The sequence below is a fragment of the Sulfuriroseicoccus oceanibius genome, from assembly GCF_010681825.2.
GTDB lineage: Bacteria > Verrucomicrobiota > Verrucomicrobiia > Verrucomicrobiales > SLCJ01 > Sulfuriroseicoccus > Sulfuriroseicoccus oceanibius.
Genome location: NZ_CP066776.1, coordinates 3,056,919 through 3,078,432, shown reverse-complemented (window position 1 = coordinate 3,078,432; position 21,514 = coordinate 3,056,919). Strand labels below are relative to the sequence as shown.

The window sequence follows — 21,514 nt, the reverse complement described above, 5'->3', positions numbered from 1 at the left end:
GGCCGCTGAAATGAGCCGGTAAACGTTGTTTACACGGGGCTCGCGCTCGATTTGAGAGGAAACTCAATAATTCGTCAAAAACGCCGTATCTTGGGCTTTTTCGTCGAGAGCGACCACAACATATTGTGCTCTCGTGTTTGCGGCAATACTTTTCCGTAAGAAAAATGACGTCGATTTTACGAGGTTAGGCAGAGCCTTGACTATCACGGGGTTGGGCCCGCGGGCGTGTGGTGTCCGGCGTTGATCGACGTTCTGTGTGCGGTCTCTGGAGCGAGCTGATGATGGGCTGGCTCGGGCCGCCGGGGCACAAGATATTGGGGCGGGATGATGGAGAAAAGAAAATTGTGCCATTGGGATAAAAGGATGGCGTTGTGACTGGCGTTATGAGGCGCTGACGAGGGCGTTTGCCTGCTAATCCGCGTTGTGACAAACCGTTCCGGGGTTTGGCATTTACAAGTGGAGGAGCATGTGGCATCTCATCCGCGACCCTTCATTCCCCGAATCGAATCATGAAGAACCCTATTTTGATGACAGTTGGTGCGGTTTCCGCCGCGATGGTGATGGTTTCCTGCCAAGGGACCGGTAGTGGCAACGATGTGGCAGACGGCGATATCGTGTACCCGTTTGATGAGAACGGTAACTACATCGACGACGCAGCTAGCGACGCTGCCGGTTGGGGCACCGATGGTGCATCGGGTGGGACCTACCAGCCAACCACGGATCTTGCTTCGAACGATGGCGGTGGTTACAGCCCGCCGGCCACACCACCAAGCTATTCGCCACCAGCCCAGTCTACTTCGTACACCGTGGTGCGTGGTGACAGCCTTTGGAAGATCAGCCGCAAGTTCGGTGTGAGTGTGGGGGCTATTCAGCGAGCCAACGGCATCAGCGGCAGCAACATTCAGATCGGTCAGACATTGAAGATTCCTGGTGTGTCCTCGGGCAGTGGTGCCGTGGTTTCTTCCAGCAGCGGATCGGTGCACACGGTGCGCTCGGGTGAAACCCTGTGGGGCATCAGCCGCAAGTATGGTGTGACCGTGTCGAAGCTGAAGAGCGCCAATGGCCTGAGCAGCGACACTCTGCGCATCGGTCAGAGCTTGCAGATTCCTTAAACGGAAGCTTGAGAGTTCATTCGCCAAACGGCCGCATCGAGAGTCTCGGTGCGGCCGTTTGTGTATCGAGGATTGGAGCGTTGGCGGGTGTGCCGATCAGTCCGGCGAGCCAAATGTGAGCTTCGTGCCGGCGAGCACGAGTGCGCCGCCCCCGAAGATGGCGAAGAGTGGGCGGACTACCGGGTCGCCGATGACTCCGAGCCCCCAGGCCAGAAAAAGGATCCCAACGGCGAGGGCGACGAGTCCGAACGCGCGTGTCATGATCCGCGACAGGATGCTGGGCTTCGGGGGGATGATGTCGCTGGCGCGGCGGTAGTCGGCGATCTTCAGATGAATATCGTAGGCGTTGAAACGATCGATCAATCCGGCCTCTCGAAGTGCCTCCATGATCTCGTTCTCCGAGCGCTCCTGATGCATCATCTTGATGATGATTTCGTCTACGCTGGGATCGTTCATGGTAATCGGCAGGGTTCCTGAGGGTTACGTTGCCGAACGGTGGAGGTGACTATTTTTGTGAGGCGTCAAACAGCGAGCGCCAGTAGTCGAGGCGTTCCTTCACGCGTTTCTCCAATCCGTTTTCCGTGGGTTCGTAGTAACGCTTGCCTTCGGGAAGGTAGGCTTGCGGGATGTAGCCTTCCTCGCTGTCGTGGCTGTAAAGGTACTGGGTGGCTTTGTCGTCGAGGTGGCCGGTCTGTTGGGCGATTTTCTTGCGGGTCTTCGTGCGCAAGTGGGGAGGCACCGCGAGGGTTGCGCCCTTTTTGACATCGCTCATTGCTGCGTTGATGGCGGCGTAGGCGCGGTTGGATTTGGGGGCGGTGGCGAGGTAGACGGTGGCGTGGGCGAGGTTGATGCGTGCTTCGGGCATCCCGATCTTCTCGACCGCGTCGAACGTGGACATCGCGACGCGCAGGCCATTGGAGTCGGCCATGCCGATGTCTTCGCTGGCGGCGATGACGAGCCGGCGTGCGATGAAGCGCGGGTCTTCTCCGGCGACGAGCATTTTGGCGAGCCAGTAAATAGCGGCATCCGGATCCGATCCGCGGATGGATTTGATGAACGCGCTGATGGTGTCGTAGTGGGCGTCGCCATCGCCGTCGTAGACGATCGCTTTGCGCTGCACCGACTCCTGGGCAATTTCCATGGTGATCTGGAGTGCGCCGTCGTCGTCGCGCATGGAGTCGCTGGTGAGCACGGCGAGCTCAAGTGCGGTGAGGCATTTGCGTGCGTCGCCGTCGGCTTGGCTGGCGATGTGGGTGCGGGCGTCGTCCGCAATGGTGATGCGCTCGTTGCCGTAGCCGCGTTCTGCATCGCTGAGCGCTTGGTCGATCAGCCATTCCAAGTCGGCAACCGAAAGCGGCTCGAGTTCAAAGAGCATCGAGCGCGAAACCAGCGGGCTGTTGACGTAGAAGAATGGATTGTGAGTCGTGGCTCCGATGAAGCGGATCGTGCCCCGTTCGATGTGCGGCAGCAGCACGTCCTGCTGGCTTTTGTTGAAGCGGTGGATTTCATCGACAAAAAGCACCGTGGTTTTGTTGTGGAGCTTCTGGCGTACCGAGGCTTCTTCAATGGCGGCGCGCAGTTGGGCGACATTGCTTTCCACTCCGGAGAGGTTGACGAAGCGCGAAGCGGTACGGGTGGCGATGAGGTGGGCAAGTGTGGTTTTGCCCACGCCCGGAGGGCCGTAGAAGATCAACGAAGAGAAGCGGTCTGCCTCGACCGCTCGCCGCAGCAGTTTGCTTTCTCCCAGAATGTGGCGCTGGCCGGCGTACTCGTCGAGCGTGCGCGGGCGCATGCGGGCAGCCAGCGGTTGCGATGCAGACGGAGCCTCGCGGGTTGGTGTCGGGGCGTCGGTATCGGGATCGGATGGAAAGAGATCAGCCACAGTTGGCATAGATAACCCGCGATGCCTCGGGGATGAAAGTGGAAATCTGGAAGGGGGGCTTTCGCTGGAGTGTTGGCGTGCTTGCTCTTGGTGGGCCGCTGCCCTTACACTGACCATTATGCATGGTGCTATTGAGAAGGTGTTGTTTTCCGAAGCGGACATCCGGGCCCGCTTGGACGAGTTGGGGGCGATGATCACCGAAGACCTGCGGGGCGAAAAGGTGAGTGCCGTGGTGATCCTGCACGGCGGGATTATTTTTACGGCGGATTTGCTGCGGCGGGTTCAGATCCCGCTGACGATTGATTCACTTTCGGTGCGCAGTTATTACGGCGGCACCGAGAGCAGTGGTGAGGTGAGTTTCGGGGAGGGGGCGTTGCCGGATGTTGAGGGGCGTCATGTGTTGTTGATCGACGATATCCTCGATACGGGGCGGACGTTGGCGGCGGTGAAGCGCAAATTGCTGGAGGAGATGGGGGCGACGGCGGTGAGCTGTGCGGTGATGTTGGCAAAGGATAAGAAGCGTGCCGATGAGGTGGATGTTGAGTATGTCGGATTCGAAATGGCGGACGAGTTTGTCGTGGGCTATGGATTGGACTATCAGGAGCGGTACCGGAACTTGCCCTTTATCGGGGTGCTGGATCCAACCCACGCGGACGCCTGACGCCGGAAGACGGTAGGTAGGTGGATTCGGCGGTTTGGAGCCGTTCGGTGGCGCTAGCGCCGACTCTGGTGGCTCGTGCGGTTCCTGAACAATCCAGACACAATCTGAAGATGCCTAAAGACAAAGACAGCCAGCGCGTTCTGCGCGAACAAGCGTGGACCGGAGATGCCGTGTTGGCTCTCTATACCCGGGAGTGGATCCTCCGTGAGTTTGGTGAGATGGACGGGGAGCTGATGAATCTGATGAGCTCCAACCATTTCCTTTCACGGGTGGGGAACCCGACAGCGGTGGAAGCTGAAATCGGCCGGGCATACGCCGCCGAGGGTTTGGAGGCCGGGTTTTTCTGGATCGAGAAGAACCTGCGCGCCCACATGGAAGATGTCATCCGCAAACGTCGACCACACTGGGTGGCGAAGATGAAGCGCTGATGCGGCGGACTTGTGGTGTCAGTTGGTCGTACTGACCAAGAGGTTAATGGCGGAGAGAACGCCTACGACCCACATAACCGATGAGATTCGTTTGAGCTCGCCGCAGGAAACGGCGATCAAGACGTAGGATAGGAAGCCCACGGTGAGTCCGGTGGAGACGCTGAAGGTCAGCGGCATGAGGATCATCGTCAGGAACGCGGGGACTGCGGTCTTCAGATCTTTGAAGTCGATCTGTTTCACGTTCCTGAACATGAAGGCGCCGACGATGATGAGTGCCGGCGCCGTGGCAAATGCTGGAACGGCTCCGATGAGTGGAGCAAAGAAGAGTCCGGAAAGAAACAGGCAACCGGTGACCACCGAGGCAAGTCCCGTGCGTGCTCCGTCGGCGATGCCTGAGGCGGATTCGATGTAGGTGGTGGTGGTACTAGTGCCAATCAGCGAGCCTGCCACGGTGGCCATGGCGTCGGCTTCGAGTACGCGGTCGATGCGCTTGATGGTGCCGTCGGGTTCGACATGGCCCGCTTCGTAGGAGCACGCGACAATGGTGCCGATGGAGTCGAAGAGGTCGACGAACATGAACGAGAAGATCGCGCCGGCGAGTCCCCATTGAAGCGCACCCATGATGTCGAGTTGGAACAGTAGCGGCTTGATGCTCGGTGGTGCTGAGAACACGCCGTTGAGATGAACGTCACCGGTGAGGATGCCGGTCAAGGTGGCACCGAAGATGCCGATCAGGATCGAGCCCTTCACTTTGCGGATCTCGAGGATGGTGATCAAAAAGAGAGCTCCGAGGCCGATGAGTACCGGCCGTGTCAGTTCTCCGATGGAGACGAAGGTTGCGGGATGCTGGGCCACGAGGCCGAGGTTCTTGAGTCCGATGAAGGTGATGAAGAGTCCGATGCCGGCAGCGGTGGCAATGCGTAGTGAAAGTGGGATGGCGGCCACGATTTTTTCCCGGATTCCTGCCAGGGTGAGGACGAGAAATACGACACCTGAGATGAAGACCACGCCCAGTGCGGTTTGCCAGTTGAGGCCCTGGCCCATCACCAGTGTGTAGGTGAAGAATGCATTCAGTCCCATCCCCGGGGCCATGGCAAAGGGGACGTTGGCCCACAGTGCAACGACCAGTGTGCTCAGGCTTGCCGCCAGGCAGGTGGCGGTGATGAGTGCCGGCTTGTCCATGCCGGCGTCGCTCATGATCAGCGGGTTGATGAAAATGATGTAAGCCATCGTCAGGAAGGTGGTGCATCCTCCGATGACCTCCGTTCGGACATTGGTTTTGTTTTCTCTCAGCTTGAACATGGAGCGGGCGGTGGTGGGTGGCTTTAGGAGAGGAGGAGTGCTAGCACGACGGTAGGGACGCGGGAGGGTGACATCGGGCGGCAAAAGAGGTTACGTGCGTCGGGGCGTTGGAGGGTGCGGATCGGCAGATCCCGTGCCGGGTAGCGGTGTCCGGTGGCTCGCTGAAGGTATGGGAAGATTGATGAAAAAATGTGTCGATTTGTTTCGTGTATCCGTACTTTTCAGTAGCGCTTGGAAACGATTGAGTGGACATCTGCGGGGGATTTCCGCAAGGTGTCCTACTGGGGCTTTGCTAAGTCTCTGGGTCGCGTTTAGGCGCGCTAACTGATTAATAATCAAAATACTATATAAAGATATGAAAGCTATTCTTGCTATCGCTGCTGTTGCTGTTGTTGGTCTTCTTGCTTCTTGCCAGCAGAGCCAGCCACAGGCTGAGACCATTGGTGCTCCTATCGTGGCTCCAGCCAAGTAATTGGTGATTGAATACACGACCGCCGGCGGGGGCTCCTGCCGGTGATGTGAAATGGATCGGACGGTTCGCTGAGGCGGGCCGTCCGATTTTGTTTTTGCGCCAGGCGTGGGCATGGTATGCCAGTGGCGCTTATCCCGTTACGACCTTTGATTGATGATGAATGTGATGAACGCGCGATTTTTGAAAAGTTTGGTTTTGGTGGTGTCCTGTGTGGTGGTGCTGTCTGCGGCGGCTGCCGAGCGGACGTTGGAGAAGGCTCTGGAGCTTGCTGGGGAGAACCGAGCCGAGATGGAGGAGGCGCTGGCGGCATTTGATGATGAGCGGGCCGAGGGGATGCGTTTTTTGATCCGTTATATGCCGGAGAGGGATCTCAGTGCGCTCGATGCGGATTTGTTGGTCACGAATGTGAAGCTTGGGTATCAGGCACGGCAGGATCACGAGTGGGCGCAGCAGGTGCCGCAGGAGATCTTTTTCAATGACGTGCTGCCGTACGCGAGCTTGAGCGAATCGCGTGAGGACTGGCGCACGGGGTTTTACGCCAAGTTTGCGCCGATGGTGGAGGAGAGCGCATCGTTGCGCGATGCGATGATCACGGTGAACCAGAAGCTGCGCGACGCGGTCGAGGTGGACTACAACACAAAGCGCAAGCGGGCGGACCAGTCGCCGTCTGAATCGATGGAGATCAAGATGGCGTCTTGCACCGGGTTGTCGATTTTGTTGGTGGACGCGTTGCGTTCGGTAGGGATTCCGGCGCGGGTGGCGGGAACTCCGGCGTGGACGACTAAGCAGGGCAACCACAACTGGGTGGAGTTCTATGATCCAGAGACCGGGAAGTGGCACTTCACCGAGTACTACATGGATGCCAAGGGCGTGGACCACGGGTGGCTGCTCGCCGATGCGGCGATGGCGGACGACACGAGTTTGTACCACGCGGTGTATGCGTCGTCGTGGAAACACACCGGGCATTATTTCCCGCTGGTGTGGGATCTTTCGCGGCGCGATGTGGCGGCGGTAAAGCTGACCGCACGTTATCAGGAATTGGCCGGCAAAGAGCCCAAGGACCCGACGCTGTGTGACCTGCGCATCGACCTGACCGATGGAGAAAAGCGTGAAGCGGTCGCGGTGTATGTGGTGGTCGATGGTGAGGTGGTCGCGAGCGGAGAGACTCCAGGTGCGACGGCGGATATGAACCAGTTTTTGACCGTGCCGGTGAAGCGTGGCGCTGCCTTCGAGGTGCGAGCAAAGGAAGGCGGTGATGTGTTGGCTCGGGGCGAGGCACCCGAGCAACGCGGCTTCGAGCGCGTGGCGATCAAGCGTGTGGAAGAGTGAGCAGCTGCTAATCCATGCCTTCGAACGACCCCGTCTTGAGGAAGTTGCGGGTGAGGTCGATGGTTTGACGCTTCATCATGATGAACGTGTGGTCTGCGTGAACCACGCGGTGGTCGTGCATTCCATCGAGCTTGCTGCTTTCCACAGAGACCGTGCCGTCGTCAGGACCAGGGACCATAAATGTGGTGATCACATTGAGCACGCGGTCGCCGGCGATGACGCCGACCGGGTAGTCGACGGGGCCAAGTTGTTTCGGCGGGTTGCTGTGGTCAGTGTTGAGCGAGCATCCGCCGGGCCCGAAGATGGCTTTGAACCATCCCTGGGCACCGAGTTTGTCGACAATTTCGCTGCCGTTGTTGGGGGGGGCGAGCATTACGACGCGCCCGAGGTTGGGAGGTTTCGGGTGGGTGGCAAGATATTGCCGCACGAGGATCCCGCCCATCGAGTGAGTGACAAAGTGGATGGCCTTTGCCTGAGCGACGTCGTCGCGTTCAAGCACGGGAGCGAGCGAATTGGTGGCCAGTTCCGGTAGCTCGTTTTTCGTCGATGGATAGTCGTGGTTGATCGTCTGGTAGCCGTCGGCACGGAGCGCTTTCTCCATTTTCTTCATCGATCCCGAGGTGCGAGCCAGACCGTGCAACAAGACAACGACTTCACCGTTGGGTTCGGCGACAGGTCGGGGCGTGGTGCATTGGGCGAGCGGGATCACGAGAAGAAGAACGAGTGCGGAGCGGGGCATGACGATGGCGGGCTGTTTGGCTCAACGCCAGAAATAGTGCCAGCTGTAATCGTGAACGACGGACTGACCGGGATCAAGTGTCGTTGTCCACTTTGCCTTGCTGACGCTGTTGAAGTGGTGCCACCACCATGGCCATGAATAATGGTGCCACCAGCGTGGGGCGGATCCGTTAGGGAGGTAGGAGGCGTCTTCGAACAAATTGACCTTCGTGATGGTGCCGTCGTTTCCGACTTCGTCGAGGTTGCCGAGGACGTTGCGTGTGATTTCAACGGTGACCGGATCGGTTTTGTGGTTGGTGAGTCTCAATTTCCCTTCCAAGTCGATCCGTGTGAAGTCGTCGCCATTCCAGCGGACGGCGTTGGGCGTACGCTTGGTCTCGTTTGAGGTGGACTTGATGTGAATATCGATGGCCGGGGTGAGCGTGATGTCGGAGGAGCCGCCGACCGCAGCGTAAGTCATCATGCCCTGGGCGAGGACTTGGTCGTTCTTGACGATCAGTGCCGGCGCCGTGGTGAGTGGGTGTTGGCCGTTGTTCTTCAGCCGGATTTTGTGTTCGACCTTGGGGTTGGCCAACAGGCGCAGCAGTTCGGTTTGTTGTTGTTGGTTGAGGTTTGGCAGGATGTGGGCTGGCGGGCTGAATGGAATGTCGAGCGCGAAGACGTCCTGGTAATCGAGTGTGTACTCGGCGATTGGAATCACCATGCACTGGCCCGTCTTGAGTGACACGTGCTCGACGGTGAAGACAAAGAGATCCTCGTTTTTCCGACCGTTGGTGACCTCTGGCTGGGAATCGGGAATTGCTGTGCTGTGGCGATACATACCGCCGACTGCCTGGGTCTGGATCGCGTTGGAGAAAATGCGAGGTGTGTGGGTTCCTGGGGTGAACTGTAGGTTCGCGATGTCCTGCTGGAGTGAGATTGGGTCGAGCGATCCACTGAAGGTGAAGGACGGTACACCGACGACGAGGTTGGCGGTGACGTCGTTGAGATCGATCAAGTCGTTGGTGAGGGTTCCTTGCAACTTAACCACCGCTTTGTGGTCGTCGGTGAGCGTGATGTGATAGCTCGGCGTCCACTTCAGGCCATGTTGAAGGTAGGCCATGCTTAGGTTGGCGGTCTCCTGCGGGGCGTCCTGCCATTTCAGGTTGAAGGTCAGCTGATGGCGGGACTCGGGTGTTTCGATCAGGGATTGATGGTCGTTTGGAAATGTGATTGTGGCGATGCGGCTGATCTGTACCGCCTTTGTCCCTGCGGCGGTTTGCAGGAGCACCAGGTCGGTGGCTGATTCTACGGGTGGCTCAGGAGTTGGCTGAACCGAGCGCACGAAGGGGCGAGGATTGAACGGATCGGTTGAATGGTGGGCAGTCGGCGTGTCCGGCGTACGCTGTGGCAGAGAGAGGATGGTCGCCTTGTAGGGGTTCGGGCTGGTGTTTGCCGCGGGGGATATGGGCTTTTCTTGGACAAGAACGGTGTCGCCGATGTTGGCTTCGAGTAGCTGGCGAAGTGTCACCGCGTCCTGCTTGGTTTTGATCTCGTGGCTGGCGGCGGTCACCGAGACGAGCTGTGCGCGCTTGTCGGTGGACGCGGGCCAGAAGGTGCCGAGGATGGGTGATGGCAGGTAATCGAGTGTGGCGGATCCGTCGGCGTTCACCGCGAGCTCTCCCTGATGGAGGACGAAGCTGTGGCCGTCTTTGAAGATCGTGACTTCCTTTACCGGAAGAGCGGGGGATTCTGTGGCGGCTGTGGCGGCTGTGGCCACGTGTAGCGCGGCGAGAGCGGGGAGGGTATGGCGGAGCATCATGGGAGTCGGTTTCGGATCTTAAATCTGCTAGGAGAATCCTAGTGATGAGGTGTTCGCTGAGAAGGCAAATCGTGCGTGATTGGCGTTTTGGGTGAATTCATACCAGATGAACGGCTACCTAGGCGGAACCGATAGGGAGTGAATAAGTAGGATCAGGATTGGATGATGTGATCTTGGCGGGATCTTTTTCAGTGATGCCGTGTTGCTCTCCGCTCTGGTAGCCCGCTAGCATCGCCGATCGCGCCTTGCCTCACTCGAAAAAGCTCTCCGCCATTCCGCCGATTTAGCCGTTCACCTGGTATTCCCAGCATGAACTTTCTCGTGACTCGTCGCTTGCCTCTTGTCGCATCCGCTCTTCATTGAGGCATGGCATACGTCAATGAGAACTATTTGAAATTGAAGGCGGGATATCTGTTCCCGGAGATCGGGCGTCGTGTGAGTGTGTTCTGCGAGGAGAACCCGGAAGCCGCCAAGCGCTTGATCCGCTGCGGTATTGGTGATGTCACCGAAGCGCTTCCACTGGCTGTGCGCGAGGCGATGAAGTCGGCTGTGGATGATTTGGGCAACCGCGACACCTTCCGTGGTTACGGTCCAGAGCAGGGTTATTCGTTCCTCCGCGAAGCGATCGCCGGCGACTACCGCGAGCGCGGTCTCAATGTGGCTGATGATGAGGTGTTCGTGTCCGACGGATCGAAGTGCGACACCGGCAACATTCTTGAGATCTTTGGCGAAGGAAACACCATCGCTATCACCGACCCTGTGTACCCGGTTTACGTCGACACCAACGTCATGGCTGGCAACACCGGCGACGCACGTGAAGACGGCTCATACGAAGGTCTGGTCTACCTGCCATGCACCGCTGAGAACGACTTCGTGCCAGCGATCCCTGAGGAGAAGGTCGACATCATCTACCTTTGCTACCCGAACAACCCAACCGGTACCACCGCAACCCGCGAGCAGCTTGCCGCTTGGGTGGATTACGCGAACAAGAACGGGTCGATCCTGCTTTACGATGCCGCTTACGAGGCATTCATCCAGGACGACAGCGTGCCACGTTCGATCTTCGAAATCGAAGGGGCCCGCACCTGCGCGATCGAGTTCCGCTCGTTCTCGAAGAACGGTGGTTTCACCGGTGTCCGTTGCGGGTTCACCATCGTGCCAAAAGAACTCACCGCCCAGACCAAGGACGGTAAGGAGGTGGCACTTCACGGCCTCTGGAACCGCCGCATGAGCACCAAGTTCAACGGCGCATCCTATCCGGTTCAGCGTGGTGCCGAGGCGCTTTACAGCGAAGCGGGTAAGGCCGAGGTGGCCGCTCTCATCGAGCACTACATGGGCAATGCCAAGATCCTCAGCGACGCTTGCAAGGCATGCGGCCTGACTGTTTACGGTGGTGAGAACGCGCCATACGTGTGGGTTGGCTGCCCAGAGGGCGTCGGTTCGTGGGATGCCTTCGACAAGTTCCTCAACGAAGCGAACGTGGTGGTGACTCCAGGTGCCGGCTTTGGTGCGGCAGGTGAAGGTTACTTCCGTATTTCTTCGTTCAACTCGCGTGCGAACGTGGAAGAAGTCGCCAAGCGCATCGCCGAGTTGAAGTGGTAATCCCACCAGCTTGCGAATGATTCTGATCCGCCCGTTGCCCATGGTTGGCAGCGGGCGGATTTTTTGTGGCTCGTTGCGGAGGCGCAGATGCGTGGCTGGGATGTGTAATCTAACGTTTTAAAGTGCCCGATCGATGTATTGGGTATGGAGCGTTGGTGTTACCATTTTTGCCTCTATGTCCTGATCGGGCTCTTGTGTTGTAGTTGTGGAACGATGAGCGGGCCCTCCGGGGCGGTGCCGGTCGGGGATGCTGTGTTGAACTGGGCGGGGAGGAATTCCGAGTGGGTTGGGCGCAACCGGAGCGGTGGTGTGGTCAGCTACGAGAAAGATGAGTTGGGAGAATTCCCGCTCGGTGACACGCGGGTCCCCGGTCGCAATGCGATCGATCGTTATGCGCGGCTGCATGACATTGAGTATTGGGTGTGCTGCCACGTGCCGGCGGGTGTGCAGGTCGAGATCCCCGCACCGCAGGACAGGTTGGAGTACCTAGTTTCAAATGGGGCGGGCGGACTGACTGGAGCGAACCTGCGGGTGGTGGGCAAAGTGCTTGTGGCACCGACTCGCTTGGTGCCGTGGAGTTGTGCGCTGGGGCGCGGACGGGCGTCGCCTGATCCCAGTGTGCCGGTTGAGTACTTCCTTCTGTTCGACGCGGAGCGTGGGAGCACCGTTCTGGTTCCGGCCAATGATCGTGGCGCGGCGGAGACACGAAAAAAGCCACGTCTGAGATAGACGTGGCTTTTAGGAAAGAGAAGTACGCAGACTGGGATTCGAACCCAGGACCAACCGGTTAAAAGCCGGTTGCTCTACCGCTGAGCTATCTGCGCATTTTGCATCGTGGGCGAATCGCTTCGCCTCATGCGGTGCGGGCGTCTATTTACCCTCGATTTTTGGTCCGTGCAACTGGTTTGTGGACGATAATGGGAGGGAATTTGGACAAAATGCCTCGGGCTGCCTGAGACTGTCAGATTCAGGAGCAACAAAAAAAGCCACGTCCGAAGAAGGACGTGGATTTTAGGAAAGAGAAGTACGCAGACTGGGATTCGAACCCAGGACCAACCGGTTAAAAGCCGGTTGCTCTACCGCTGAGCTATCTGCGCATTTTGCATCGCGAGCGAATTGCTTCGCCGCTTGCGGTGCGGGCGTCCCCATTACCTCTGATTTGAATTTGGTGCAACTGATTTGTCGCTGGTTTTTCACTTTTTTTCCAGGCCGGAACGCTGCTGAGCTTAGTCGTTTTTAGCTGGTGAGAATGCGGAAGTGCTTGGGCTTCAAGAGGTCGTTCGCGAGCGGGGCGCTCGATGCCCAGTGAAGGTCGGACGTTGGAGACTCTGCGCATTTTTCCAAGGCGTCGAGTAGCGCGCAGCGATCCCTCGGTGGGAGTGACGGTGGAGCAGTATGTTGGGCGCGGTGGACGAGCTCGCGTGCCGTCACGGGGTCGCCGGATTCGGTTTCGAATACAGGCGTGAAGTCGGGGTTTTCGAGAAGTGATTGTTGGGCAGTTGTCGGGAGCTGGGCGAAGTCGATCGATTCGCCGGCGTAATGGTATTGCCAAATTGCCTCGGCACGCGGGCCGGTGCGGCGTGTGATTTCAACTCGAAGTGCGTCGAGGTCGAGTAGCTCTCGTGGTACTGGGATGCGGTGGTAGCTCAGGGCGGGGGCGATCGGTGGAACGTTCGGCAGTGTGCGGGAAATGACGGCACGTTGGTAGAGCCACGGCTCGTGCAGTGCGAAGCCGTGCCCTTCTTGAACCGAAGTCGACAATACGGCGGAGGCTTCGCTGAAAATCGTGGCGATCGGGCGGGGCTTTACCTCACCGGTTGGCGGTGCGTGGAATGGGATGGCGTGGGCGTTGGCGAATGTGCGCCATGCGTTGTAGCCGGGGATGTCCACCTCCGAGGTTGGTGGAAGAGTGACCGTGACTTTGCCACCGAGCGGCTTTAGCTCGCGGGCCCAAAGCACGGCTTCGCCCAGGTTCTTGCGTCGGATGCCGCGGACGGGCATCACGAGGTGCGGGGGCGAGAATTCCGGCTCGCAAACTAGGTGCGCAGGAGGATGCTCGCTTTGTGGGTTGGGCACCACGTGGATGCGCGCGGATGGGACGCCGCACTGAGCGAGCCACCCGCGGTCGCGCTCTGTCAGGGCGGCGAAATGAATGTTGTTGGCGAGGGGCAGCGTGGCTGGCTGGACTGCGCGAAGTGCGGCGAGCAGGGCGGGACGGGCGTCTTCGGCGAAGTCGTGGCAATGAAGCAACTGTGGGACACCGGCGCGGTGGATCTTGGCGATGGCTTCGAGAGTGCCCGGGTTTTTCCCTAGCAGTGGGTTGTGCCAATGGACGAGATCCGGTCGGGCTGCGAGTAGGCCTTGTGCGATGGTGTCACCGGCTGCTGTGGATTCGCTTGAGGGCTCTGCATAGGCGAGCTCAGGAACCGTGGTGTGAGCCGTCTGGTTCACTTCCGTGGCCGGGCAACTGCTTGCAATAGTGACCCGGTGGCCGACCTCGGTGAGTTCGCGGGACTGGGCGAGGATTACAGATGTCACGCCGCCGGGCTTGAGGTGGTAATGGGCGATGACGATATGCATGAGGACGGGCAGTTAGCAGCAGGCAATGGAACCCGGAGGTGGGCGCCACGGGGCGGTGTCCATTGGAGCTGTGGCAGGATCCATTCTGCCGGTAGCTGCGAGGCGGGTGAAGAACCTTCTACCGATGGTGTCATTCATCTGAGCCAGGTCGTCGAGCGATCGGTTGCGGTGGTGGCGTTCGCCGAGGTCGCACTGGGCGATTCCCTCAGAACCTACCTGGTCCACGATATCGACGAGGTGCGCCATTTCCACTCCGTAGTCGGTGGCGAATGGCAGTGCTTCCAGCAAATCACGGCGGAATGCGTATTCGCCGCCGAGCGGTTGGTCGAGGTCTCTCAGTTCGGGGAGGAAGAGCGCGAGCAATGGGCGGGCGAAGAGTGCGTTCGATCGTCCGCCTTCACCTGCGCCGAATGGACTGGCCAGATGACGGTGGTAGGTGGCTTTGACGAACTGAAGCGAGGTGTCTTGCAGCAGCGGTCCGATCAAGCCGGTGATGAAGTGGGGGGAGAAGTCGCGCAGGTCTCCGTCAACAAAACAGACAATGTCGCCAGTGGTGGCGAGAGTGGCGCGCCATAAGTTCTCGCCTTTGCCGCGGACGGCCGGGGTGGCTGGTTGTATCGCGCTGGCCTGGAGAACTTGGGCACCCGCTGCGGTGGCAATGCTCGCGGTGTCGTCATCGGAATCCGAATCGACGACGAGGAGCTCATCGACGAGCGGGGTGGCTTCCATCAGTTCTCGAACGATGGTCGAGACGATCCCGCCGATGGTGGAGGCCTCGTTGAGCGTTGGAATGGCCACGCTGATACGCGTGTCGGTGAGCGCTTTGTTCTCTACAAGGGCGGCCGCGGAGAATGCAGGTTCCGCCGAGTCAAAGCGTCGTATTGAGCCGTGGGACGACATGGCTCGGAAAAACGGGAAAGAAAATGGGCAACGGACGATGTTCCGTTGCCCTGAGGATTACGCACGCGAGCGTGGTTCACGCTTCTTGGTATCGCCGCCGCTGCAGGTGACGAATGGTCCGCCTTCGAGAGGGGCTGCATTGGAGAATGCGACGTCTGGCATTTCGCTTGGCTTGCCGGCGAGCGGGAAGTCTTTGCGCAGCGGGTGGAATGGGAAGCCGTCCCACATGAGGATGCGGCGCAGTTCCGGGTGGTTGTTGAACTTGATCCCCATCATGTCGTAGGTCTCGCGTTCGTGCCAGTCGGCGGAATCCCAAAGGCTGGTGATGGAGTCGATCGTGGCGTCGTCCTCAGGGACGGGGGCCTTGATGCGGAGAGTGCAGAGGTCCGCGTAGGAGTAAAGGTGGTAGACCACCTCGAAGCGCGGGTCTTCGCCCATGTTGTCGACGCTGCAGATATCGACCAAGTGGTCGAAGCCGAGGTCGTCGCGGCAGGATTTGCAGATCTCGACGATTTTCGCACGGTCCACGTAGACGGTGGTCTCATCGCGGAACTCGTTAACCTTGGTGATGGCTTCGCCGAACTTGGCCTGGAGCTTTTCTGCTGCAAGAGGTGCGTTCATGGGAGGAATGCGGGAAAGGGTGAGTGGACGGGTGGAAGCTTAGCCGATTTGGTCGAGGAGCTCTTTCTTCTGAGCGACGAAGGACTCTTCGGTTTCGATCTTCTTCTGCAGGCGCATGAGGCCTTCAAGCAGCGCTTCCGGGCGTGGTGGGCAACCCGAGATGTAAACGTCGACCGGGATCAAGCGGTCGATGCCCTGAAGGGTGGCGTACGAACGGTACATGCCGCCGGATGAGGCGCAGGCACCCATGGCGATGACCCACTTTGGCTCGGGCATCTGGTCGTAGATGCGCTTCACAGCCAGCGCCATTTTGTACGTGACGGTTCCGGCGACGATCATGACGTCGGCCTGACGTGGCGAGAATCGCATCACCTCGGCGCCGAAGCGGGAGATGTCGAAGCGCGAGGCGCCGGTGGCCATGAGTTCGATCGCGCAGCAGGCGAGGCCCATAGGCATTGGCCAGAGCGAGTTCTTGCGCATCCAGTTGATGGCCGAATCCAAACGGGTGAAGATAACGTTTCCTTCAACCTTGGAGTCGTAGGCCGCGTGGGTGAGCTGGTCGGTGCCGGAGTCGATGATTTCAGTAGCCATGATCAGGTGTGGTCAGTGCCAGTATCGGGTACGTTACGAGGCATGGCGGGGGGCACAAGCAGATTTGCGGGAAAGATGCGATAATCCCTAACCCGCGTCCGGTTGTAGCCGACTGGCGAGGTTGCATTGGAAAACCGAGGCTTCAGGCGGGGTGCTTATTCCCTGATTCCGCGTACGCGGCGGCGGGGATTTTGCTTGAGATGGCATCGATCGGTAGCATGGTACGCGATCGACCGGGGGATTCACAGATTGCTGATTGTGCTGCGTTTTTGCGTGGCGGTGGTGCTTGCGCTGCATGCGCAGGGGCTTCCGTTGCTATTGCAGCAGGTTGGCTGGGTGAACATGGTGGTGCGCTACTCCGCTGAGGGCGGGGTGGTCCAAGGGGTGCGTGAGACCTTTGATGGAACTCGCCCCTGTGCTTTCTGTCATGCGGCTGCGGATGCCCAGAAGGAGGATGAGGAAACGCCGCAGAAGAACCGTCGCGACGAAGCGTTGCAGCCGCCATTGTGGCGCGTCGTGCAGAATGACGACGCAGTGGTCGTTCCGGCCGCCAAGGATGCGGGGCTCGCATTTGTCGAACCTCTGTGGAGCGATGGATGTGGTCGCGGCCGCCCTGATGTGCCGCCGCCGCGGTTCGCTCGGGTTTGACTAATTCATGAAGCTGTGGACTGACCTCCTGGCGGCGCGTGGTGACGTGTGTCGCTGGTGGGAACGCGCTGGCGTAATGACCAGCCTGCGTGGGGATGGCTTCTAATTGTACCAAACGACCGGACGAGAGTGATTTGCTCCGGTGGTTGATGAATGCGGGGCGCTGCATGAATTGCGGCTTGAGCCTGATGTCGGTGCTCCGTGGTCGCGTGCTTGCTGATGAGCAGGCGCGCTTGATTTGCCGGTGCGTGGCGATGACCGCCCGTCACACCGGTGCCACATGAATTTATTTTACTTAGATGAAAGCAATTTCGATTGGTTGGGCTGCCCTTCTGGGGAGCATGGTTTCCGCAGGAGCGGAGGAAGTGAATGGCGAATTGCCACCGCTTAGCGTGCGGGGGGCATCGGGTGATGCCCCGTGGGCGCAGTGGATTGGCTACACTGGGCCAGCGCCTGAGACTTTTCGCGATGCGAGTGAAGTTCTTGGCTATCTGCCCGGGGCAAGTCGTGTCGGAAATGGTCCGCTGACAGGAATCGTGCAAACGCGCGGCCTGACTGGCGATCAGATCGGGGTGCGGGTGAATGGTGCGACGCTGACTCCTGCGTGCCCGAACCACATGGACCCGCCGCTGCGCTATGCGCGTCTGACCGAGGATGCGGTGGTGCGCTATTTTGCTGGGTTGGTGCCGGTGCGCGAGGGGGCGGAAGCCATGGGGGGCTTCGTGAGTGTTTCGCGGGCCGAGCCTGAGTTTGCGGAAGGGGACGCGACCGTAGCGGTTGGTGGAGTGGTGAATGGCGGCTGGCGTGGTGATCACGATGGGTTCTTCGTTGGGCTGCAGGCCGGGGTGGCATCATCCAGGCTGGCGGTTGATTATCGCGGGAATGCGGCCGAGGGCGGTGACTTGCATTTCCCTGGTGGTCGCGTGCGAGCCACTGGCTATGAAACGCAGGATCACGAGTTGCGCCTCGCCGCGGCGACTCGCGGTGGATTTGTGGCAATCTCCGGAGGGATCGCTCAAGCGCGGGAAGCGGGAACACCAGCACTCGGGATGGACATGATCGAGGATGATTCCTGGTCGGTGGATCTTCATCAGTTCGAGGAACTGGCGTGGGGAAGCTTGGAAAACCGGCTCTTCGCGCATGGAGTCGATCACTTGATGGACAACTTCACGCTGCGTCCTGTCGGGATGATGGCGATGGAGGCTCCGACCTCGAGTCAGGATCTGGGCTGGCGTTCTGACGTTGTGTTGGATCGTGGGGATTCGACGTGGCGCTGGGGCGTGGATTTGCTGGCTAGCGAGCTTGATGCGGACCAGGTGCTGGTCAGTGGGCCGATGACTGGTGCGCGTCGCGACACATTTGCCGACGCCACCCGTGCCCGGGCGGGCGCCTACGCTGAGTGGGAGAACCAATGGTCGCAGAAGTGGACGAGTGTGGTCGGGCTGCGGGCCGACTACGTGTCAACGGATGCCGACGCGGTGGTCGCCGGATTTGGCGGGCCAATGGTGATGGCGGATGCAATGGCATTCAACGCGGCGGACCGTGAGCGTAGTGACTGGCTGGTGGATGCCGTGGGCTCGCTTGCGTATTCGCTGAGCGATCGCCAGAGCCTCGAGCTGGGCTTGGCTCGCAAGAACCGTGCCCCGTCTCTGGTAGAGCGTTCGATCTGGACACCAATCAGCGCAAGCTCCGGCCGTGCCGATGGGCGGACGTACCTCGGGAACTTGGAGCTGGATCCTGAAACCACGTATGAGACAGCGGTGACGTGGGCATATGCTGGAGATTCGCTTGATCTCGCGGTGACGCCATTTTTCCGCTACGTGGAAAACTACATCCAGGGACAGCCGGTTGGCCGGGTGGATCGTAATGGGCTGGCCGTGCTGCAGTTCCAGAATCTTGATTCGGCGACTCTGTTTGGGGCTGAGCTCAATTTTGCCTGGCAGGTGACGGACTCTTGGGATGCGTCGGTTTTGACGAGCTACACCCGTGGTAGGACGGATGGCGATGATTTGTACCGCCTCGCTCCGTGGAATGGAACCGTCGCGCTGGGGTACACCTATGGTGCCACGCGAGCCGTGCTCGCGTGCGACTGGGCCGCGGATCAAAACCGCGTCTCCGGGGTGCAGGGGGAGTTGCCTAGCGATGGTCATGCCACGCTCGCGTTGCGTTTGCAGCATGAGGTGAGTGACAACCTGAAGATTGAAGGAGGTGTAGAGAACCTGCTCGACGAGCGCTACACCAATCACCTGAGCGGAGTCAATCGGGTGGCGGGCAGCGATGTGGCGGTTGGGGAGAAGCTCCCGGCGGCCGGTCGTTCGCTCTATGTCGGGGCGACCTTGCGGTTCTAGACGCTGTTAAAGTGGGTTCGTGAGCGCCCGTCCTCGGAGTGAATCCGGGGGCGGGCGTTTTTATCTGCTGGGCGTGTGGATTGTGACCGGGTGGTTGATTGACCACTGGATAATTTCGCATTACCAATGATCCACCTATGAGCAACCAACTCGATCAACTGAAGCAGTTCACCACCGTGGTGGCCGACACCGGCGACTTTGCCGTGATGAAGGAGTACCAGCCGCAGGATGCGACCACCAACCCGTCGCTGATCCTCCAGGCAGCCGAAAAGCCTGAGTACCGTCACCTGCTGGAGCAGGCCGTGGCAGAGTTCAAAGATTCCGATCTCACCGGCGATGCCTTGGTCGATGCGGTGATCGATCGTGTGTTGATTCTCTTTGGTCTTGAGATTTTGAAGATCGTGCCGGGCCGCGTTTCGACCGAGACCGACGCGCGTCTTTCGTTTGATGTCGAGGGGACCGTCGCCAAGGGGCGTCAGTTGATCGAGCTTTACGAAAAAGAGGGCGTGTCCCGCGATCGCGTGCTGATCAAGATTGCTTCCACCTGGGAAGGGATCCGCGCGGCTGAGATTCTTGAGAAAGAGGGGATCCGCTGCAACCTGACTTTGATGTTCTCGCTGATCCAGGCAGCTGCTTGTGCCGAAGCCAAGGTTCAGCTCATCTCGCCATTCGTGGGCCGCATCTACGATTGGTTCAAGGCGCAGACCGGCGAAGAGTACGTGGGCGACAACGACCCAGGTGTGCTCAGCGTGCGTGAAATCTTCACTTACTATAAGAAGTTCGGTTACGAGACCGAAGTGATGGGCGCAAGCTTCCGTAACAGTGGTCAGATTTTGTCGCTGGCTGGATGTGACCTGCTCACAATCAGCCCGAACCTGCTCGAAGAACTTCAGAGCACCGAAGGCGCAGTGGAGCTCAAGTTGGACAAAGAGGCCGTCAAGGACGCCGATATCGAGAAGCTTCCAACCGATGAGAAGAGCTTCCGCTATCTGTTCAACGACGATGCAATGGCGACTGAGAAGACTGCAGAAGGGATCCGCAAGTTCTCGGCGGATATCATCAAGCTGGAAGGCATCATTCGCGGCATGCTTGGCTAATTGCCGGCTCGCATGAAGCATTCGCTTATTTCAGAGCGGCTCACGGGGAGATCCTGTGAGCCGCTTTTTTGTGACGAGTTGGACGCTGTTCGAAATAAGCGAAATTTTTTGTGGTCCTGATGAATCCTGATGCGTATTGGGGGCGGACGATTTCCGTCTTGCTCTGGGAACGGTCAACCGTTAAAAGTTGCCGCCGTTCCGGAAGGAGCGAATTAATCTCTCTGGCTGATCATCGTAAGTTGCTCGTTGGTTGGCTGTTACGCATAAACATCATGGCGAATAAAAACCCAGAAGATAAGGCGGTGGCCAAGAAGGCTGCGGCAAAGAAGAAGAAAGTAGCGGTTTCCTCGGAAAAGAAGACCACTGCTGACAAGGCGACCAAGACGAATGGGGCTGCCCAGAAATCGCCATTCAAGGCGCCGTTCCTCAAGGCGCAGCGCCAGCGTCTGGCAGACCTGCGCGATGTGTTGGTGGATGCGATGAATGGAGTGCAGCGCGACAATCTGCGCAACTCGACCGAAGGAGGCTCGGCATTCGGCCAGCACCAGGCGGACGCGGGAAGTGATGCTTACGATCGTGATTTTGCGCTCAACATGCTCTCGCAGGAGCAGGACTCGTTGTATGAGATCGACGAGGCGATCGGGCGACTGGAGCGAGGTGTTTATGGGATTTGTGAGATGTCGGGGCAGGCGATTCCCGAGGAGCGGCTGGTCGCGATTCCCTTTGCGCGGCTGACCGTGGAGTGCCAGTCCCAGCTGGAACGTGAGAGTGCGCTCAATGGCAATGGTGGGCGTGGTGTGGTCTACGGAGGGTCCGCTCCGCAAGAAACTTTTGAGAGGATACTTGAAGACTAGGAAATTGCGCTTATGGTGCCGACCCGTCGCATCCGATCATCGGTCGGAGTGCAACCGAATTAATCACACACCACCATTCCTGTATGCCTCGCGATATTATCATTCTCGAATGCACGGAAGCACGTCCTGAAGGGAAATCCCCTTCGCGATACGTAACCACGCGTAATAAGAAGAGCCTCCTGACCCCTGGTCGTTTGGAGAAAGTGAAATTCAACCCGGCTCTCCAGCGCCGCACACTCCATCGTGAGTTGCGCTAATTGCGTCTGAACCTGCAAATCGAACCTATTTAGATTCCTATGGAACCAAAGACCAAAGAGCGCCGCGCAAATTTCCGTCGTGCCAACAAGATCATGCCTCGTCGTCGTATCGACCTTCCAGTCGAACTGATCGAGGCCAAGAACACCGAAATTCTTAAGAAGTTCACCACCGAGAGCGGCAAGATCCTCCCTCGTCGTGTGACCGGGGTTTCTGCAAAGATGCACCGCAAGGTGACCCGTGAGATCAAGCGTGCCCGCGCGCTCAATCTCCTTCCATAATTATTGAGCAAC

Annotated in this window: 21 protein-coding genes and 2 tRNA genes; 12 read left to right on the top strand and 11 right to left on the bottom strand. The window is 59.0% G+C overall.

Features of this window, described 5'->3' with window-relative positions; genetic code table 11:
• Window positions 1–509: 509 nt before the first annotated feature.
• Complete coding sequence (locus tag G3M56_RS12455) at window positions 510–1,112, top strand: LysM peptidoglycan-binding domain-containing protein (protein ID WP_164364287.1); 603 nt, start codon at window positions 510–512, stop codon at window positions 1,110–1,112.
• A 96-nt stretch (window positions 1,113–1,208) separates the two neighbouring features.
• On the opposite strand, the gene G3M56_RS12450 is transcribed toward G3M56_RS12455, so the two are convergent.
• Both G3M56_RS12450 and G3M56_RS12445 read right to left on the bottom strand, forming a co-directional pair.
• Window positions 1,209–1,568 carry a hypothetical protein gene (locus tag G3M56_RS12450; protein ID WP_164364289.1) on the bottom strand — a complete coding sequence of 120 codons (360 nt, stop codon included), beginning with the start codon at window positions 1,566–1,568 and terminating at the stop codon, window positions 1,209–1,211.
• A gap of 49 nt (window positions 1,569–1,617) precedes the next feature.
• Window positions 1,618–3,003, bottom strand: a complete 1,386-nt coding sequence (locus G3M56_RS12445) for a replication-associated recombination protein A (RefSeq protein ID WP_164364290.1) — start codon at window positions 3,001–3,003, stop codon at window positions 1,618–1,620.
• 109 nt (window positions 3,004–3,112) lie between these two features.
• Here G3M56_RS12445 and hpt point away from each other — a divergent pair, with 109 nt between their 5' ends.
• A complete protein-coding gene (gene hpt, locus G3M56_RS12440; protein WP_164364291.1) occupies window positions 3,113–3,655 on the top strand; it encodes a hypoxanthine phosphoribosyltransferase in 543 nt (180 codons plus the stop codon).
• A 110-nt stretch (window positions 3,656–3,765) separates the two neighbouring features.
• Entirely contained in the window at window positions 3,766–4,083 is a 318-nt protein-coding gene (locus G3M56_RS12435) for a hypothetical protein (RefSeq protein WP_164364292.1), read from the top strand.
• Between the two features lie 18 nt (window positions 4,084–4,101).
• Here the strand turns inward: G3M56_RS12435 and G3M56_RS12430 are convergent, their stop codons facing one another.
• Complete coding sequence (locus tag G3M56_RS12430) at window positions 4,102–5,385, bottom strand: NCS2 family permease (protein ID WP_164364293.1); 1,284 nt, start codon at window positions 5,383–5,385, stop codon at window positions 4,102–4,104.
• 637 nt (window positions 5,386–6,022) lie between these two features.
• On the opposite strand from G3M56_RS12430, the gene G3M56_RS12425 reads away from it, so the two are divergent.
• Window positions 6,023–7,186 carry a transglutaminase-like domain-containing protein gene (locus tag G3M56_RS12425; RefSeq protein WP_164364294.1) on the top strand — a complete coding sequence of 388 codons (1,164 nt, stop codon included), beginning with the start codon at window positions 6,023–6,025 and terminating at the stop codon, window positions 7,184–7,186.
• A gap of 7 nt (window positions 7,187–7,193) precedes the next feature.
• On the opposite strand, the gene G3M56_RS12420 is transcribed toward G3M56_RS12425, so the two are convergent.
• Both G3M56_RS12420 and G3M56_RS12415 read right to left on the bottom strand, forming a co-directional pair.
• Window positions 7,194–7,925 (bottom strand): alpha/beta fold hydrolase, encoded by a 732-nt coding sequence (locus G3M56_RS12420; RefSeq protein WP_164364295.1) that lies wholly within the window; start codon window positions 7,923–7,925, stop codon window positions 7,194–7,196.
• A 21-nt stretch (window positions 7,926–7,946) separates the two neighbouring features.
• Window positions 7,947–9,725: a hypothetical protein gene (locus G3M56_RS12415; protein ID WP_235203444.1), complete on the bottom strand. Its 1,779-nt coding sequence runs from the start codon at window positions 9,723–9,725 to the stop codon at window positions 7,947–7,949.
• Window positions 9,726–10,091: 366 nt separating this feature from the next.
• Here G3M56_RS12415 and G3M56_RS12410 point away from each other — a divergent pair, with 366 nt between their 5' ends.
• Together G3M56_RS12410 and G3M56_RS12405 are read left to right on the top strand one after the other, a co-directional pair.
• The gene (locus G3M56_RS12410) at window positions 10,092–11,327 is read left to right on the top strand and encodes an LL-diaminopimelate aminotransferase (protein WP_164364297.1); all 1,236 of its coding nucleotides are present in this window, start codon (window positions 10,092–10,094) and stop codon (window positions 11,325–11,327) included.
• Window positions 11,328–11,540: 213 nt separating this feature from the next.
• The gene (locus G3M56_RS12405; protein WP_164364299.1) at window positions 11,541–12,056 is read left to right on the top strand and encodes a hypothetical protein; all 516 of its coding nucleotides are present in this window, start codon (window positions 11,541–11,543) and stop codon (window positions 12,054–12,056) included.
• A 23-nt stretch (window positions 12,057–12,079) separates the two neighbouring features.
• Here G3M56_RS12405 and G3M56_RS12400 read toward each other — a convergent pair.
• From G3M56_RS12400 to nuoB, 6 genes are all read right to left on the bottom strand, one after another.
• Window positions 12,080–12,151, bottom strand: a tRNA-Lys gene (locus G3M56_RS12400).
• A 201-nt stretch (window positions 12,152–12,352) separates the two neighbouring features.
• Window positions 12,353–12,424, bottom strand: a tRNA-Lys gene (locus G3M56_RS12395).
• Between the two features lie 139 nt (window positions 12,425–12,563).
• Window positions 12,564–13,907 carry a glycosyltransferase gene (locus tag G3M56_RS12390; protein WP_164364301.1) on the bottom strand — a complete coding sequence of 448 codons (1,344 nt, stop codon included), beginning with the start codon at window positions 13,905–13,907 and terminating at the stop codon, window positions 12,564–12,566.
• A gap of 12 nt (window positions 13,908–13,919) precedes the next feature.
• Window positions 13,920–14,807 (bottom strand): glucosyl-3-phosphoglycerate synthase, encoded by an 888-nt coding sequence (locus tag G3M56_RS12385; protein WP_164364303.1) that lies wholly within the window; start codon window positions 14,805–14,807, stop codon window positions 13,920–13,922.
• A gap of 57 nt (window positions 14,808–14,864) precedes the next feature.
• On the bottom strand, window positions 14,865–15,428 hold the full coding sequence (locus G3M56_RS12380) for an NADH-quinone oxidoreductase subunit C (protein ID WP_164364305.1): 564 nt from the start codon (window positions 15,426–15,428) through the stop codon (window positions 14,865–14,867).
• A 39-nt stretch (window positions 15,429–15,467) separates the two neighbouring features.
• Window positions 15,468–16,019, bottom strand: coding sequence for an NADH-quinone oxidoreductase subunit NuoB (gene nuoB / locus G3M56_RS12375; RefSeq protein ID WP_164364308.1), 552 nt, complete (start codon window positions 16,017–16,019; stop codon window positions 15,468–15,470).
• 258 nt (window positions 16,020–16,277) lie between these two features.
• Between nuoB and G3M56_RS12370 the strand changes: the two genes are divergently transcribed.
• The 6 genes from G3M56_RS12370 (at window position 16,278) to rpsR (ending at window position 21,502) form a co-directional block, all read left to right on the top strand.
• Window positions 16,278–16,667 carry a hypothetical protein gene (locus G3M56_RS12370; protein ID WP_164364310.1) on the top strand — a complete coding sequence of 130 codons (390 nt, stop codon included), beginning with the start codon at window positions 16,278–16,280 and terminating at the stop codon, window positions 16,665–16,667.
• 299 nt (window positions 16,668–16,966) lie between these two features.
• Window positions 16,967–19,015, top strand: a complete 2,049-nt coding sequence (locus G3M56_RS12365) for a TonB-dependent receptor domain-containing protein (protein WP_164364312.1) — start codon at window positions 16,967–16,969, stop codon at window positions 19,013–19,015.
• 137 nt (window positions 19,016–19,152) lie between these two features.
• The gene (gene tal / locus G3M56_RS12360) at window positions 19,153–20,112 is read left to right on the top strand and encodes a transaldolase (protein ID WP_164364314.1); all 960 of its coding nucleotides are present in this window, start codon (window positions 19,153–19,155) and stop codon (window positions 20,110–20,112) included.
• A 272-nt stretch (window positions 20,113–20,384) separates the two neighbouring features.
• Window positions 20,385–20,966, top strand: coding sequence for a TraR/DksA family transcriptional regulator (locus G3M56_RS12355; RefSeq protein WP_164364317.1), 582 nt, complete (start codon window positions 20,385–20,387; stop codon window positions 20,964–20,966).
• 83 nt (window positions 20,967–21,049) lie between these two features.
• Window positions 21,050–21,223, top strand: a complete 174-nt coding sequence (gene rpmG / locus G3M56_RS12350) for a 50S ribosomal protein L33 (RefSeq protein ID WP_164364319.1) — start codon at window positions 21,050–21,052, stop codon at window positions 21,221–21,223.
• A 39-nt stretch (window positions 21,224–21,262) separates the two neighbouring features.
• Window positions 21,263–21,502, top strand: a complete 240-nt coding sequence (rpsR, locus tag G3M56_RS12345; RefSeq protein ID WP_164364321.1) for a 30S ribosomal protein S18 — start codon at window positions 21,263–21,265, stop codon at window positions 21,500–21,502.
• Window positions 21,503–21,514 lie beyond the last annotated feature (12 nt).

Excerpts from the sequence above, each read along its gene's own strand:
- G3M56_RS12455 (WP_164364287.1), top strand. The coding sequence starts at position 510 with ATGAAGAACCCTATTTTGATGACAGTTGGTGCGGTTTCCGCCGCGATG.
- G3M56_RS12450 (WP_164364289.1), bottom strand. The coding sequence starts at position 1,568 with ATGAACGATCCCAGCGTAGACGAAATCATCATCAAGATGATGCATCAG.
- G3M56_RS12445 (WP_164364290.1), bottom strand. The coding sequence starts at position 3,003 with ATGCCAACTGTGGCTGATCTCTTTCCATCCGATCCCGATACCGACGCC.
- hpt (WP_164364291.1), top strand. The coding sequence starts at position 3,113 with ATGCATGGTGCTATTGAGAAGGTGTTGTTTTCCGAAGCGGACATCCGG.
- G3M56_RS12435 (WP_164364292.1), top strand. The coding sequence starts at position 3,766 with ATGCCTAAAGACAAAGACAGCCAGCGCGTTCTGCGCGAACAAGCGTGG.
- G3M56_RS12430 (WP_164364293.1), bottom strand. The coding sequence starts at position 5,385 with ATGTTCAAGCTGAGAGAAAACAAAACCAATGTCCGAACGGAGGTCATC.
- G3M56_RS12425 (WP_164364294.1), top strand. The coding sequence starts at position 6,023 with ATGAACGCGCGATTTTTGAAAAGTTTGGTTTTGGTGGTGTCCTGTGTG.
- G3M56_RS12420 (WP_164364295.1), bottom strand. The coding sequence starts at position 7,925 with ATGCCCCGCTCCGCACTCGTTCTTCTTCTCGTGATCCCGCTCGCCCAA.
- G3M56_RS12415 (WP_235203444.1), bottom strand. The coding sequence starts at position 9,725 with ATGATGCTCCGCCATACCCTCCCCGCTCTCGCCGCGCTACACGTGGCC.
- G3M56_RS12410 (WP_164364297.1), top strand. The coding sequence starts at position 10,092 with ATGGCATACGTCAATGAGAACTATTTGAAATTGAAGGCGGGATATCTG.
- G3M56_RS12405 (WP_164364299.1), top strand. The coding sequence starts at position 11,541 with ATGAGCGGGCCCTCCGGGGCGGTGCCGGTCGGGGATGCTGTGTTGAAC.
- G3M56_RS12390 (WP_164364301.1), bottom strand. The coding sequence starts at position 13,907 with ATGCATATCGTCATCGCCCATTACCACCTCAAGCCCGGCGGCGTGACA.
- G3M56_RS12385 (WP_164364303.1), bottom strand. The coding sequence starts at position 14,807 with ATGTCGTCCCACGGCTCAATACGACGCTTTGACTCGGCGGAACCTGCA.
- G3M56_RS12380 (WP_164364305.1), bottom strand. The coding sequence starts at position 15,428 with ATGAACGCACCTCTTGCAGCAGAAAAGCTCCAGGCCAAGTTCGGCGAA.
- nuoB (WP_164364308.1), bottom strand. The coding sequence starts at position 16,019 with ATGGCTACTGAAATCATCGACTCCGGCACCGACCAGCTCACCCACGCG.
- G3M56_RS12365 (WP_164364312.1), top strand. The coding sequence starts at position 16,967 with ATGAAAGCAATTTCGATTGGTTGGGCTGCCCTTCTGGGGAGCATGGTT.
- tal (WP_164364314.1), top strand. The coding sequence starts at position 19,153 with ATGAGCAACCAACTCGATCAACTGAAGCAGTTCACCACCGTGGTGGCC.
- G3M56_RS12355 (WP_164364317.1), top strand. The coding sequence starts at position 20,385 with ATGGCGAATAAAAACCCAGAAGATAAGGCGGTGGCCAAGAAGGCTGCG.
- rpmG (WP_164364319.1), top strand. The coding sequence starts at position 21,050 with ATGCCTCGCGATATTATCATTCTCGAATGCACGGAAGCACGTCCTGAA.
- rpsR (WP_164364321.1), top strand. The coding sequence starts at position 21,263 with ATGGAACCAAAGACCAAAGAGCGCCGCGCAAATTTCCGTCGTGCCAAC.